The following is a 13,903-nucleotide window of genomic DNA, read 5'->3' on the forward strand; positions in this document are numbered from 1 at the left end:
GCGCGCGCCCGCATTTTCGATTCCTTCTCGCAAGCGGACGGATCGACCACCCGCAAGCACGGCGGTACCGGCCTGGGACTGGCGATCTCCAAACAACTGGTGGAACTGATGGGCGGCACTATCGGCGTTGACCATGCTCTAACGCAAGGCTCGATCTTTTGGTTCGCCGTACAGTTCGACAAGCGCCGCGTCGAGGCAGACGATGCGTCGTTCGAGCACAACTTGACTTTGGGGATGCGGGCCTTGATCGTCGATCATCACAGCGAGCGCCGGATGCTGCTGGAACGCCAGCTGGCGCGCTGGCAGCTGCACTGCGACAGCGCCGCCGGCGCGGAGGCGGCGCTGCGCATGCTGCACGAGGCGGCTGCGCGCGGCCACCCGTACGACGTGGCGCTGCTGGACATGGACCAGCGCCTGGGCAGCGGCCTGATGCTGGCGGCCGAGATCAAGGCCGATCCGGCCATCGCCGCCGTGCGCCTGCTGCTGCTGAGCGACGAGCGCAACGCGGCCGACACGCGCCAGCGGCGCGAGGCGGGCGTGGCGTTCCAGCTCATCAAGCCGCCCCGCGCCTGCGACCTGTACGACTGCATCGTGTCGCCTGCGCGCGGCGGCAGCAGCGCGGGCGGCAGCGCCAGCCAGGCGGGCCGGTCGGCCGGGCCGGCGCCCACGGCTGGCGTCACGGCGCAGGCCGCGCGCCGCACTGCTGCCGCGGCCGCGTCCGCCGCCCCCCCTGCCGCGCCGCTGTCCCCCGCGCCCGGCGCCGGCAGGCCGCGCGCGCGGCAGCGCAACCGGGTCCTGCTGGCGGAAGACAACCCGGTCAACGTGGAAGTGGCATCGGCCATGCTGCACGAGCTGGGCCTGGACGTCAGCCTGGCGACCAACGGCGCCGAAGCGCTCGACGCGGTGCGTGAAAACCAGTTCGACCTGGTGCTGATGGACTGCCAGATGCCGGTGATGGACGGCATGGCGGCCACGGCCGAGATCCGCCGCCGCGAGCAGCAGCGCGGCGCGGCGCAGCACCTGCCGGTGGTGGCCATCACCGCCAACGCCATGCCGGGCGACCGCGAAACCTGCCTGGCGGCCGGCATGGACGACTACCTGAGCAAGCCCTTCACGCAGCAAGGCCTTGGCGCCACCCTGGCGCATTGGATCGCCCTGCCCCTGGCCGCCACGCTGGCGCGCGACGCCGCCAGCCACGCCGGCGACGGCGACGGCGAGGAGCCCGGTACCCCTATGCTGGCTGGCGATCCGGCCGGCGCCGCCGCGGCAGCGGCGCCGGCAACCATCAATGCGCAAGCGCTGGACTATATCCGCGCCCTGCGCCCCGGCCAGGGCGGCGCGTTGCTCCAGCGCGTGCTGCAAGCCTTCCTGGCCGACACGCCGCGCCACCTGGCGGCACTGCGCGTGGCGCTGCAAGCGGGCGCGGATGGCGCCGGGGACATATCCGAGGGCAGCGCCGAGCTCCTGCGCCGCACCGCCCACAGCCTGAAATCGAGCAGCGCCAACGTCGGGGCCGACGCCCTGGCGGCGTTGTGCAAGGAACTTGAACACCTGGCCAGCGCCGGCCTCCCCGATGGCGCCCTGCCCCTGCTCTCCGGCATGGAGCGGGAATTCGACGCAGTGCGGCAATCGCTCCGCGCCATCCTAGAGAAGGAAGCATGACATGGCAGCCCATCCCTCCCCCAAACGCGGCACCGTGCTGGTGGCCGACGACGATCCAGTGATGCGCCTGCTGATGCTGGAAATGCTGACCCAGGTGGGCCTGGACGCCGTGGAAGCCGCCGACGGGCCGGCTGCCATCGCCAGCTTCCAGCGCCAGCCGCCCGACCTGGTGCTGCTGGACGTGGACATGCCCGACATGGACGGCTTCGCGGTGTGCCGCGCAATCCGCGCGCTGCACGCCATCGAATCGGCCGCCACCGTGCCCATCATCATGGTCACCGGCGGCGACGACCTGGAAGCCGTGACCCAGGCATACGAAGTGGGCGCCACCGACTTCGTCTCCAAGCCCATCAACTGGCCCATCCTCGGCCACCGCGTGCTGTACGTGCTGCGCGCCAGCGACGCCATCGCCCGCCTGCGCGTGGCCGACGCCCAGAACCGCGCCGTGCTGGCCGCCATCCCGGACACCTTCTTCCGCCTGAACCGGGACGGCTACTACCTCGACTACGAACAGGGCCACGAGGCCGGCAACGCCTTCCCGCTGGAGCAGTGCGTGGGCCGCCACGTCAGCCAGGTGCTGCCGCAGCATATCGCCGGCCACTTGCTGGAGCAGGCCCAGGCCGTGCTGGCCTCGCAGCAGATCCGCTCCTTCGACTACGAATTGCAGCTGGGCCTGCAACTGCGCCATTTCGAGGCGCGCCTGGTGAGCACCGGCGCCGGCGACGTGCTGGGCCTGGTGCGCGACATCAGCGAACGCAAGCGCGCCGAAGAACAGATCCGCCGCCTGGCCTATTGCGACAGCCTGACCGGCATCCCGAACCGGCAAGCCTTCCTGGAGTTGCTGGAACGCGAACTGGCGCACTCGCGCCAGGCCGGCAAGAAATTCGCCGTGCTGTTCATGGACCTCGATTCCTTCAAGCGCATCAACGACACGCTGGGCCACAACGTGGGCGACCTGCTGCTGCAAACCGTGTCCGAGCGGCTGCGCGACACCATCCGCCCGAGCGACGTGGTCAGCCACATGGCGAGCGGCAATCACCTGGCGCGGCTGGGCGGCGACGAGTTCACGATACTGATCCCCGACCTGGACCGGGTGGAAGACGCGCTGGCCGTGGCGCAGCGCGTGAAGGACGCCATGCGGCGCCCGTTCCAGCTGGACGGCAACGAGATCTTCGTCACCGCCAGCATCGGCATCTCGCTCTACCCGGAAGACGGCCAGGACAGCGAATCGCTGCTCAAATATGCCGACACGGCGATGTACCACGCCAAGAACTGCGGCAAGAATAACGCCAAACTTTACAGTTCCTCGCTGACCATGCAGATCATGAGCCACGTCAAGCTGGAAGTGGGCTTGCGCAAGGCGCTGCAGAACAACGAGCTGTACCTGCTGTACCAGCCGCAGATCGACGTGCCCAGCTCGCAGATCGTCGGCGTCGAGGCGCTGGTGCGCTGGCGCCACCCCGAGCACGGCGTGATACCGCCCAACGACTTCATCCCGCTGGCCGAGGAAACCGGACTGATCGTACCGATCGGCGAATGGGTGCTGCGCACCGCCTGCACCCAGGCCAAGGCCTGGCAGCAGACCTGCCGGCGCGCCATCCGCATGGCGGTGAACCTGTCGGCGCGCCAGTTCAAGGACGAGAACCTGACCCAGATCGTACTCTCCGCGCTGGGCGACAGCGGCCTGGAACCGCGCCTGCTGGAGCTGGAGCTGACCGAGGGCACCTTGATGGACGACGCCCGCGCCACCATGGCGATGCTGGAGCAGCTGCGCGGCATCGGCGTGCTGCTGTCGATCGACGACTTCGGCACCGGCTACTCATCGATGAGCTATCTGAAACGCTTCGACGTGCGCGCGCTGAAGATCGACAAGAGCTTCATCGTCGGCCTGCCGCAGGACCCGGAAAACGCCGCCATCACGCGCGCCATCATCGCCATGGCGCATGGCCTGAGGATGATCGTGGTGGCGGAAGGCGTGGAGACCGACGAACAGCTTGCGCTGCTGGAACAGTACGGCTGCGACATGGCGCAGGGTTTTTATCTCGGGCGTCCCTCCCCGCAGGAATCCATCACGCAAATGCTCAAGGTCCAGCGCGCGCCGGCAACGCCTGCGGCCCGCTAGTACGTCGCTTTCCTTGACACTGCGGCCGGCTTAAAAGCCAGGGCCGGTGCAAGTGCCTGATTTTGCAAGAGTGGCGCCTGGCTGGCACCGAATATGCTGCCACAGCAGCATACTCAGGAGGTGATCATGGCAATTTGGCCAAGCGCAATGCAGGTAGTGCTGGGGCTGCCTGTTATCGAAAGCGTCAGCGACAAGCTGATCGTTACCCCTGAAATCATCAACGCCGGCGGCTCAGCCATCCGTCATTTGATGTGTCACGACATCACATTGGGCTGCGCACGCCGGCTGGGTCCGCCGCACGGCTATCCGGTGGTGCTGGGCGACATCGAGCGCAGCGGCGTGGCGCGCATGACGGCGGTGTTTTCGGGCCTGGGCATGCTGCCAGGCGCGCAATACCTGCTGACGGTGCGCGGCAGCTACATCGTTGACGATATCAGCTTTCCGCTGGCGCTCACCCGCTATGTGCAGGTGCCGGCGCCGGCCGGCGCCAGCACGCCGTACCAGCCGCCCCAGCTGCGGGCGCGCGTAGCCAGCGCGGTGTGCACGGACTTCTGGAATTACGAGCTGATCAATGAGGAAGTCGCCGGCAGCGGGCTGGACATTGTCGGCTTCGCGCTCAGCCTGGCCGCGCCCATCACCGTGACCGGCATTCCGCTGGGCTGGACCATGGAGACCGATGCGGTGAGCTTCGTGCGCTGGTCGGTGCTGCCGCAGGAACAGGGCTTGGCCGGGCGCATCGGCCCCGGGCGCTCGCTGAGCGGCTTTCAGCTGATGAGCCCGCACACCCGCTCGGAAGCCACGCTCAGCACGCTGGAAGCGTGGGACCACGCGGCCAATCGCGCCGGGCCGGCCGTGCAGGACTACGCCGTGGTGCCGTACAGGTATGGGCTGTAGGCTGCCGGAACAGCCCGCGGCCGGAAAGCGGCACGCCGGCGACTAGAGCACGCCATCGCCGCGCAGCGCGGCGATGGCCGCGTCGCTGTAGCCCAGCGCGCGCAGCACTTCCTCGTTGTGCTGGCCCAGCGCCGGGCCCAGCCAGTTGGTATGGCCCGGCGTTTCCGACAGCTTGGGCGAAATCGCCGGCAGCTTGACCGGCGTACCGTCGGCGAAATGGTGCTGCTCGAACATGCCGCGCGCCAGGAACTGCGGATCGCTCATCATGTCGCGCACCGAGTAGATCTTCCCGGCCGGCACGTCGGCCGCCTTCAGCACGGCCAGCGCCTCGTCGATGCTCAGCGTGTCGCACCAGGCCTGGATGGCGCCGTCGATCTCCGCCGTGCGCTGCACGCGGCCGTCGTTGCGCTCCAGCTGGGGATCGCCCGCCATGTCGATGCGGCCCATGGCCAGCATCAGGCGCTTGAAGATGGCGTCGCCGTTGCCGGCGATGACGATGTTCTCGCCGTCCTTGGTGGTGTAGGTGTTGGAAGGCACGATGCCGGGCAGCGCGCCGCCGGTGCGCTCGCGCACCACGCCCGCGTGGTCGAATTCCGGCACCAGCGATTCCATCAGGTTGAACACGGACTCGTACAGCGCCACGTCCACCATCTGGCCCTGGCCCGCCTCGCGGCCGCCGGTGGCGTCGCGGTGGCGCAGCGCCATCATGGCGCCGATCACGCCGTGCAGCGCGGCGACCGAGTCGCCGATGGACACGCCGACCCGCACCGGCGGCCGGTCGGCGTGGCCGGACACGTAGCGCAGCCCGCCCATCGACTCGCCGATGGCGCCAAAGCCGGGCAGGTCCTTCATCGGCCCGGTCTGACCGAAACCGGACAGGCGCACCATGATGAGGGACGGCTTGAGCGCCTTCAGCTGCTCGTAGCCCAGTTCCCACTTTTCCAGCACGCCGGGGCGGTAGTTCTCGATGACGATGTCCGCTTCCAGCGCCAGCTGCCGCGCGATGGCGCGGCCGCGCGCATCCTTCATGTTGAGGGTGATGCTTTTCTTGTTGCGCGACTGCACCGACCACCACAGCGAGGTGCCGTCCTTCAGCACCCGCCATTTGCGGATCGGATCGCCGTCGCCGGGCGCCTCCACCTTGATCACCTCGGCGCCGAATTCGGCCAGCATGCGGGCGCAGAACGGGCCGGCGATCAGCGTGCCGAGTTCAAGAACTTTGATGCCTTGTAAAGGGCCGTGCGTCGGTTTGTTTTCCACTAGGTAGCGCGCCTGTCGAGCATGGCCCGCGCGATGGTGCCCGCGTCCACATATTCGAGCTCGCCGCCGACCGGCACGCCGCGCGCCAGCCGGCTCACCTTCAGTCCGCGCGCCTTCAGCAGTTCGCTGATGTAGTGCGCGGTGGCTTCGCCTTCGTTGGTGAAATTGGTGGCCAGCACCACCTCGCCGACCACGCCGTCATTGGCGCGCTCGACCAGCTTTTCCAGATGTATATCCTTGGGTCCGATGCCGTCCAGCGGCGACAGCCGTCCCATCAGCACGAAGTACAGGCCCTTGTAGGTCAGGGTCTGCTCTATCATCATCTGGTCGGCCGGGGTTTCGACCACGCACAGCATCTGCCTGTCGCGGTCCTCGTCGCGGCAGGTGCCGCAGATGTCATCCTCGGTAAAGGTGTTGCACAGCGCGCAGTGGTGCACCGCCTCCACCGCCTGATACAGCGCGCGCGACAGCATGGCCGCACCGTCGCGGTCGTGCTGCAGCAAGTGGAAGGCCATGCGCTGCGCCGATTTCGGACCTACGCCCGGCAGGCGGCGCAAGGCCTCCGTCAAAAATTCCAGCGACTTGGACATGGCGAACTTTGCTTGTCAGCCCTGTTTGAAGGCGCTCAGGATATCGGCCGTCATGGTTGGCACGAATTCGGTGATGGTGTAACTGGCGGCGCCCGCTTCGTTGAAGGGATCGAGCTCGATCACCGCTTCAATGTCGGCGCGGCTGTCCGCCGTGGCGATGATGATGCCGCCGGTGCGCGGCACCATGCGGCCCGACATCAGGAACATGCCGTTGTCATACTGCTCGCGCAGGTACTCGCGGTGCGCGGCCAGGAGCGCGTCGATCTCCTCGGCCGGTTTCAAATACGTGAGCGAGATAATGAACATGGCTTTGCGGACCCGGCTTAGAAAGGCATCTTGAAGCCGGCCGGCAGGTTCATGCCGGAGGTCAGGCCCGCCATTTTCTCGGCGGACGTCGCTTCGGCCTTGCGCACGGCGTCGTTGAAGGCGGCGGCCACCAGGTCTTCCAGCATGTCCTTGTCGTCGGCCAGCAGCGACGGGTCGATCGAGACGCGCTTGACGTCGTTCTTGCAGGTCATCACAACCTTCACCAGGCCGGCGCCGGACTGGCCTTCGACTTCGATCGAACCCAGTGCATCCTGGGCTTTTTTCATGTTGTCCTGCATTGCTTGTGCCTGCTTCATGAGGCCAGCCAGTTGGTTTTTCATCATGGTGATGTTCTCCGTGTCAGATTCAGTCAGTATAAATTAATGCGCCGGTGGGGCCGGCGGCGGCACGATGGACCCCGGCACCACGAAGGCGCCGAACTCGCGGATCATGCTCTGGATAAACGGGTCGTTGGCCACGGTTTCCTCGGCGGCGCGCTGCACCGCTTCGCGGTGGGCCTGCGCCTCGGCGCTGGCGGTGTACCAGGTCGGACCGAGTTCCGTTTCCACGCGTATCGGGCGGCCGAAGCGTTCCGTCAGCGCGGTTGCCAGTTTCTCTACATTGGGCGGAGTACGCCAAGTTTCAATCGGCACGCGCACATGAAATACCGCGCTGTGGGTGCCGTCCGGCACGCAGGCGATCAGTTCGGCCTGCGTGGCGAGCTGCTGGGCCACGCCGCGCAGCGGCAGGCGGGCCGACAGCGCGGGCCAGTTGCCGTCCCAATCCAGCTCGGGAATCGGCGTAATGACGTAGGCATGCGGCGCCTTGGCCGGGGCCGGGGCCGGACGCGGCGCGAAAGTCGGCTGCTGCTGGGCTTGCTGGCCGTTGTCGGGCTGGCCGTGCGCCTGCTGGCCGTGGCCTTGCTGGCCATGATGCTGCTGGCCGTACGCCTGCGGCGCCGTGTCGGCTTGGCCGGCTGCGGGCATGGCACTGTCGTCGGAAAACTCGGTAACCCAGGGCGGCAAGTCGTCTTCAGCCGCAGCCTGGGGCGGCGGCTGGCGCGGCGCAGGCTGCGGCTGCGGCGTATTTTGCGGCATGGGCGGCTGCGGTGCTGCCTGCTGCGCGGGCGTATCCGCCGCTGCGCCTCCCATAGCCGGGCGGCCGTCATCCCACGGCGGGGACGCTGGCGCGCGGCTGGCGGGCATGGCGGGGGCGTCGTCCCATGGCGCCGTCTTCTGCGGGGCCGCATTCTGAGGTGCGGCAGTTTGCGCCGCTGGCGCTGGTGCGGCAGGCGCATCCTCCCAAGGCGCTGGCGGGCGCGCCGCCGTTGCCGGGGCGGCGCTTTGTGCGGGAGCAGTCCTGGCTGGCGCCGGTTCCGGCACAGCGGGCCCGGCCGCAGGCGGCGTCAGGCTGGGACGGCTGCTTACCGGCTTCTGGCCGGACGCGGCGCGCGCCGCCTCCAGCGCAGCCTGGATAGCGGCACGTGCCGGGCTGAGTGGCGTGCTGGACGCCGGTGACTGGGTAGCGGGCGGCGGCGCGAAAGCCGCTGCTGGCGCCGGTGCGGGTGCGTGAGCAACGGCTGGCGCCGGTGCTGGTGCCGGTGCTGGTGCCGATGTCGATGCTGCAGCCGGCGCTTGGCCAACGGCCGGTGTCGCCTGCGCTGGCGCCGCAGCATGCGGTTGCGCCGGCATTCCTGGCGCAGGAACTGCTGCCGGTGCCGCAGGACGCTGCGCCGGAGCGGCAGCGTCGGCACGCGCCATGGCGGCGGCCCCGGCCACCACCGATGGCGGCGGTACGGACAAATGGCTGGCCGCCGACACCGAAGCGGCGCGCGCCGGCGCGCCGCCCACAGGCAACCCCGCCGCAGCGGCTGCGGCGCGGGCTGCGCCCGGACCGCGCGCTACCGCGGGCGAAGCTGACGGTACCCCTTCGGCGCCACCGACGCCGGGGCGAAAGGCCAGCATGCGCAGCAGGGTCATCGAGAACCCCGCATACTCATCCGGCGCCAGGCCCAGTTCATTGCGGCCGTGCACGGCGATCTGGTAATACAGTTGCACTTCTTCCGCGTCGAACGCGGCCGCCAGGCGCACGATGTCCGCGTACTCGGGCAAGTCCGACGGCACCGCCGACGGCACGGTCTGCGCCAGCGCGATACGGTGCAACAAGGTGCCCAGATCCTGCAAAGCGCCGTTGTACGAAAGGCTGCGCGTGGCCATCTCATCGGCCACGGCCAGCAGGTCCGCCCCGTCCTGCGCAGCGAGCGCGTCCAGCAGGCGGATCAGGTAAGACTGGTCCAGCGCGCCCAGCATGCCCTGCACCGCGTCCAGCGTCACTTCGCCGGCGGCGTAAGCGATGGCCTGGTCGGTCAGCGACAGCGCATCGCGCATGGAACCGTGCGCGCCCTGCGCCAGCAAACGCAGTGCCGGCTGTTCGAAGGCAATGCCTTCCTGGCCCAAAATATTGTCCAGGTGGCTGATGATGTGGCCCGGCGGCATCTGCTTCAGGTTGAACTGCAGGCAGCGCGACAGCACGGTCACGGGTATCTTCTGCGGATCGGTGGTCGCCAGGATGAATTTCACGTGCTCCGGCGGTTCCTCCAGCGTCTTCAGCATCGAGTTGAAGGCGTGGTTGGTCAGCATGTGCACCTCGTCGATCATATAGACCTTGAAGCGCGCATTCGACGGCGCGTACACCGCCTGCTCCAGCAACTGCGCCATTTCGTCGACGCCGCGGTTGGACGCCGCGTCCATCTCTATATAGTCCACGAAGCGGCCGCCATCGATCGCGGTGCAGGCTTCGCACACGCCGCACGGCGTGGCGGTGATGCCGCCGTTGCCGTCCGGACCAACGCAATTGAGCGATTTGGCCAGGATGCGCGACAGCGTGGTCTTGCCGACGCCCCGCGTGCCGGTAAATAGATAAGCGTGGTGCAGGCGGCCGCTGTGCAGCGCGTGCGTGAGCGCGCGCACGACGTGCTCTTGGCCGACGAGCGTTTCAAAGTTCCGGGGACGGTATTTGCGGGCGAGGACTTGATAGGACATGGCAGGGATTTTACCGTAGATAGCCAGTGCTGCGGTCAACATTAGACGTCTGGCATGACTTCGCTTACACTCTTGCTTTCTTTTTAACAACTGACAAAATGAAAAAACTTGCTTTCGCCTTGCTGTGCACCCTGCCCCTGCTGGCCCACGCCGACGAGCGCGAATGGGCGCCGTATAGAAAAATCGTGGAAGCGGCCAAGATGGACAAATTCTACAGCCTGCCGGCGGCCGAGCGCGACAAGCTCAAGGTCTACACCCGCTTCGTGCCGCAGAACAAGGCCATCGCGCCCGGCAGCCTGAAGCTGGTGGTGGTGCACGCAGACGGCAAGACACCGCTGGTGTTGGACGAGCAAGGGCGCACCGTGCTGGTGCCGAACGAGAAATGGCTGGCGGAAGACGCGAAAATCTGGACCAACCAGGCCAAGGGCGAGAAGGCCGGCATCGGCTTTGACATCGCGGCGGTGGTGCCGGAGGGGCTGCAATGGCGCTATGCCAGCGTGATGGGCAGCGTGCCGCAGTCCAACGCCGCAATCGACAAGGTGGCCGGGGCGCTGAGCCTGTTCGCGCCGACGATGAAACTGGTGATCTTCAAGTTCCGCAAGCCGGCGCAGCTGGCAGTGCAAGCCAAGGACGGCGACAAGCGCTACGTGACGGACGCCAAGCACCAGATCAAGCTCAAGCTGGACAAGGGCCTGCTGGCGGAAAACCCGCTGGTGACGGTGAGCGAACAGCCGTACGAGGCGGAAGTGGACGGCGAATAAAGGCGGCAGACGAAAAAAAAGCTGCATCGGCAGCTTTTTACTTCTCAGATCTAAAGAGGCGAGCCTGATCTGCGGCACTTGCGGTGAATAGCTGTGGCTGCTTCGTTCCCGACCTGACCAGGTTGGCCATGCCGCAATGCGCAGGGGCCCGCCGGCTGCAATTATACCCGCTCCCGGCAAATCTGCCTAATCCCCATCCGAACCCCGCCCCAACCGAGCTGAGCCGCATTTCCCCCACTTCGGGGTCAGACCCCGAAGTGGGGGAAATGCGGCTCAGGCTGCTTGTGGGAATCGTCCGAATCGTTAGGGGGAGGACTATAGGCCGAGTTCTTGCCAGATCTGGTCGACGCGGGTTTTTACTTCGGGGGCCATGACGATGGTGGTGCCCCATTCGCGCGTGGTTTCCCCCGGCCATTTGTTGGTGGCGTCGATGCCCATCTTGCTGCCCAGGCCGCTCACCGGGGAGGCGAAGTCCAGGTAGTCGATCGGCGTGTGGTCCACCAGCGTGGTGTCGCGGGTCGGGTCGACGCGGGTGGTGATGGCCCAGATGACTTCGTTCCAGTCGCGGATGTTGACGTCCTCGTCGACCACCACGATGAACTTGGTATACATGAACTGGCGCAGGAAGCTCCATACGCCCATCATCACGCGCTTGGCGTGGCCGGCGTATTGCTTGCGGATCTGCACCACCGCCATGCGGTAGCTGCAGCCCTCTGCCGGCAGGTGGAAGTCGGTGATCTCGCTGAACTGCTTTTGCAGCAGCGGCACGAACACTTCGTTCAGCGCCAGGCCCAGCATGGCCGGCTCGTCCGGCGGCTTGCCCGTATAAGTCGAGTGGTATATCGGGTCGCGCCGCATGGTGATGCGGTCGATGGTGAACACCGGGAAGGAATCCTGCTCATTATAGTAGCCGGTGTGGTCGCCGTACGGGCCTTCCAGCGCGTGCTCGTAGCCGCTCGGGTGGTTCGCGTCCGGGTAAATGTGCCCTTCCAGCACGATCTCGGCCGAGGCCGGCACGCGCAGCTCGCTGCCGATGGCCTTGACCAGCTCGGTGCGGCTGCCGCGCAGCAGGCCGGCGAACTGGTATTCGGACAAGGTATCCGGCACCGGCGTCACCGCGCCCAGGATGGTGGCCGGGTCGGCCCCCAGCGCCACGGCGATCGGATACGGCTGGCCCTTGCTCTGGATGGCGTGCTCGCGGAAATCCAGCGCGCCGCCCCGGTGCGCCAGCCAGCGCATGATGACCTTGTTCGGCCCCAGCACCTGCTGGCGGTAGATGCCCAGGTTCTGGCGCTTCTTGTTCGGCCCCTTGGTGATCACCAGGCCCCAGGTGATCAGCGGCGCCACGTCGCCCGGCCAGCAGTGCTGGATCGGCAGGCGCGACAGGTCGACGTCGTTGCCTTCCCAGACGATTTCCTGGCACGGCGCGCCCTTCATCTCTTTCGGCGACATGTCCCACACCGCTTTCACCAGCGAGCCCATGTCCATCAGGTCCTTGAAGCCCTTGGGCGGCTCCGGCTCTTTCAGGCGCGCCAGCACGTGGCCGATCTTGCGCAGTTCGCTGGTGTCCTGGGCGCCCATGCCGAGCGCCACGCGGCGCTGGGTGCCGAACAGATTGCCCAGCACCGGCATGCTGTGCCCGGTGGGATGCTGGAACAATAATGCCGGTCCGCCGGCCCGCAACACGCGGTCGCACACCTCGGTCATCTCCAAATGGGGGGAAACTGGTGCCAAAACAGGCTTAAGCTCGCCCATTTTTTGCAACTGGGCAATAAAATCACGCAAATCGGAATATTTCATACTTTTTTACTTTTTTTTCGCTTCGGACGGGCTGGACGAGGTTTTTCGGTCAAGTGGTTGATTTTATTGGTTTTTGCTGGTTTGCAAGGCAAAAATCTAGATTCAAAAGTTATAAAGAACTCCCGTGTTAGTATTGACGTGATATAAAACGGCTTCTACAATTTGCCTACTTGAAGAGGACATGGTCACTTAGCCAACTTTATCACCGCTAAGACTGTCGCTCATTCATTCACGGAGTCGGGGCTCCACATGACATTTTAAGGAGTGTTTTCAAAAGGCGTCTGCCTTACCCCCGAAAAAAGTTGTATTGCGACTGTTTACAGCTAGGCCTCCAGCATACGCTCCAGGCAGTAACAGCTCAGGCAAGCAATGATGGCGTTAGGCGCGCGCTCACGGCGGCGTCGAACGAATGATATTTCTGATGCACGGCATTGGCACATCGATACGACCGCGTATGCACACTTTGCACGCGGCAGGGATGCGCTCGTTACGGACATTTCAGGGGAGTTCTGAATGACTAATCGTTTCACCTCGGTAGCAACCGCTACCCGCCAGCTGGCGCGTGCCGCAACTGGCCTGGCCGGTTCGCGCGTCACCGCGCGCAGCGTACTGACCACCGCGCAACACACTTTGACCGTTTTTGGCGTAAGCGCCCTGGTCATGATCGCCGTCCTGTTTGCCCGTCCCGACCTGGCACAGGCCCTGAGCAAAAGCTTGCTGCCCGAACCTGCTGCCGTCGCCACCGTCACGGCGCCGCCGCTGCACGAGCTGATGGAAGCCCCTGCCGGCGGCATCGCCTCGGCAACCGCCTCCGACGCTTCCCTGACGGCCGAGGAAAAAGCCATCATGGGCACCCGCAAGCAGCAGGAATGGGTCACCTCCTGGCTCTCGAAACGCTACCGCGTGGCGGGCGACGCCACCAATATGCTGGTGTCGACCGCTTACCTGACGGCGCGCGAGATCAAGCTGGACCCGCTGCTGATCCTGGCCGTGATGGCGATTGAATCGGGCCTGAACCCGTTCGCGGAAAGCCCGATGGGCGCGCAGGGCCTGATGCAGGTGATGTCCAAGATCCACCATGAGAAGTTCCAGGACATGGGCGGCGTGCAGGCGGCGCTGAACCCGGTGGCCAATATCCGCGTCGGTTCGCTGATCCTGAAAGACTACGTGACCCGCGGCGGTTCCGTGGAAGCCGGCCTGAAGACCTACGTGGGCGCCGCCGCCTTCGAGACCGACGACGGCTACGGCTCGCGCGTGCTGGCCGAATACAAGCGCCTGAAGCAGGTTTCCGCAGGCAAGAAGGTGCCGACCTACACGCCGGTAATGGCAGCCGCCCCAGCCCCCGGCAAGCAGGTTGAAGCGGCCGTGGCCGCCAATACCGCACCGGTTACGGCCGCAGCCAAGCTGCCGGACGCCCAGTTGGCCGGTTTGTAAGCTCCCCCCTTTCCTGGGGCCGTAAAAAAAAGC

11 protein-coding genes and 1 other RNA gene are annotated in these 13,903 nt (G+C 66.3%); 5 read left to right on the top strand and 7 right to left on the bottom strand.

What is annotated here, in order from left to right; translation table 11 throughout:
• The 3 genes from AC6H42_RS21260 to AC6H42_RS21270 all read left to right on the top strand — a co-directional run.
• Positions 1 to 1,662, top strand: a 1,662-nt coding sequence (locus AC6H42_RS21260; protein ID WP_497548887.1) for a response regulator, incomplete at its 5' end; no start/stop codon positions are given.
• A gap of 1 nt (position 1,663) precedes the next feature.
• A complete protein-coding gene (locus tag AC6H42_RS21265) occupies positions 1,664 to 3,784 on the top strand; it encodes a putative bifunctional diguanylate cyclase/phosphodiesterase (protein ID WP_057157797.1) in 2,121 nt (706 codons plus the stop codon).
• Positions 3,785 to 3,910: 126 nt separating this feature from the next.
• The gene (locus tag AC6H42_RS21270) at positions 3,911 to 4,678 is read left to right on the top strand and encodes a hypothetical protein (RefSeq protein WP_497548888.1); all 768 of its coding nucleotides are present in this window, start codon (positions 3,911 to 3,913) and stop codon (positions 4,676 to 4,678) included.
• 42 nt (positions 4,679 to 4,720) lie between these two features.
• Here the strand turns inward: AC6H42_RS21270 and AC6H42_RS21275 are convergent, their stop codons facing one another.
• Genes AC6H42_RS21275 through dnaX form a run of 5 tightly spaced genes read right to left on the bottom strand, consistent with a single transcriptional unit; the run spans position 4,721 to position 9,875 of the window.
• Complete coding sequence (locus tag AC6H42_RS21275) at positions 4,721 to 5,938, bottom strand: CaiB/BaiF CoA transferase family protein (protein ID WP_057157795.1); 1,218 nt, start codon at positions 5,936 to 5,938, stop codon at positions 4,721 to 4,723.
• Complete coding sequence (recR, locus tag AC6H42_RS21280; RefSeq protein WP_057157794.1) at positions 5,938 to 6,528, bottom strand: recombination mediator RecR; 591 nt, start codon at positions 6,526 to 6,528, stop codon at positions 5,938 to 5,940. Before recR ends, AC6H42_RS21275 begins: the two co-directional genes overlap by 1 nt.
• Before the next feature lie 15 nt (positions 6,529 to 6,543).
• Positions 6,544 to 6,834: a YciI family protein gene (locus AC6H42_RS21285; protein WP_056397381.1), complete on the bottom strand. Its 291-nt coding sequence runs from the start codon at positions 6,832 to 6,834 to the stop codon at positions 6,544 to 6,546.
• Positions 6,835 to 6,851: 17 nt separating this feature from the next.
• Complete coding sequence (locus AC6H42_RS21290) at positions 6,852 to 7,178, bottom strand: YbaB/EbfC family nucleoid-associated protein (protein WP_057157793.1); 327 nt, start codon at positions 7,176 to 7,178, stop codon at positions 6,852 to 6,854.
• 36 nt (positions 7,179 to 7,214) lie between these two features.
• The gene (dnaX, locus tag AC6H42_RS21295; protein ID WP_497548889.1) at positions 7,215 to 9,875 is read right to left on the bottom strand and encodes a DNA polymerase III subunit gamma/tau; all 2,661 of its coding nucleotides are present in this window, start codon (positions 9,873 to 9,875) and stop codon (positions 7,215 to 7,217) included.
• A gap of 98 nt (positions 9,876 to 9,973) precedes the next feature.
• Here dnaX and AC6H42_RS21300 point away from each other — a divergent pair, with 98 nt between their 5' ends.
• Complete coding sequence (locus tag AC6H42_RS21300; RefSeq protein ID WP_497548890.1) at positions 9,974 to 10,636, top strand: hypothetical protein; 663 nt, start codon at positions 9,974 to 9,976, stop codon at positions 10,634 to 10,636.
• Positions 10,637 to 10,690: 54 nt separating this feature from the next.
• Here AC6H42_RS21300 and ffs read toward each other — a convergent pair.
• An RNA gene (gene ffs / locus AC6H42_RS21305) (signal recognition particle sRNA small type) lies at positions 10,691 to 10,789 on the bottom strand.
• A gap of 162 nt (positions 10,790 to 10,951) precedes the next feature.
• Positions 10,952 to 12,436, bottom strand: coding sequence for a 4-hydroxy-3-polyprenylbenzoate decarboxylase (gene ubiD / locus AC6H42_RS21310; RefSeq protein WP_082552138.1), 1,485 nt, complete (start codon positions 12,434 to 12,436; stop codon positions 10,952 to 10,954).
• Positions 12,437 to 12,949: 513 nt separating this feature from the next.
• On the opposite strand from ubiD, the gene AC6H42_RS21315 reads away from it, so the two are divergent.
• Complete coding sequence (locus AC6H42_RS21315; protein ID WP_497548891.1) at positions 12,950 to 13,870, top strand: transglycosylase SLT domain-containing protein; 921 nt, start codon at positions 12,950 to 12,952, stop codon at positions 13,868 to 13,870.
• Positions 13,871 to 13,903 lie beyond the last annotated feature (33 nt).

This window comes from Massilia sp. NBRC 108631 (genome assembly GCF_059704565.1).

What these genes read in the sequence shown, in the direction of transcription:
- ubiD (WP_082552138.1), bottom strand. Translation starts at nt 12,436, where the DNA reads ATGAAATATTCCGATTTGCGTGATTTTATTGCCCAGTTGCAAAAAATG.
- AC6H42_RS21290 (WP_057157793.1), bottom strand. Translation starts at nt 7,178, where the DNA reads ATGATGAAAAACCAACTGGCTGGCCTCATGAAGCAGGCACAAGCAATG.
- AC6H42_RS21265 (WP_057157797.1), top strand. Translation starts at nt 1,664, where the DNA reads ATGGCAGCCCATCCCTCCCCCAAACGCGGCACCGTGCTGGTGGCCGAC.
- AC6H42_RS21285 (WP_056397381.1), bottom strand. Translation starts at nt 6,834, where the DNA reads ATGTTCATTATCTCGCTCACGTATTTGAAACCGGCCGAGGAGATCGAC.
- AC6H42_RS21315 (WP_497548891.1), top strand. Translation starts at nt 12,950, where the DNA reads ATGACTAATCGTTTCACCTCGGTAGCAACCGCTACCCGCCAGCTGGCG.
- AC6H42_RS21300 (WP_497548890.1), top strand. Translation starts at nt 9,974, where the DNA reads ATGAAAAAACTTGCTTTCGCCTTGCTGTGCACCCTGCCCCTGCTGGCC.
- recR (WP_057157794.1), bottom strand. Translation starts at nt 6,528, where the DNA reads ATGTCCAAGTCGCTGGAATTTTTGACGGAGGCCTTGCGCCGCCTGCCG.
- AC6H42_RS21270 (WP_497548888.1), top strand. Translation starts at nt 3,911, where the DNA reads ATGGCAATTTGGCCAAGCGCAATGCAGGTAGTGCTGGGGCTGCCTGTT.
- dnaX (WP_497548889.1), bottom strand. Translation starts at nt 9,875, where the DNA reads ATGTCCTATCAAGTCCTCGCCCGCAAATACCGTCCCCGGAACTTTGAA.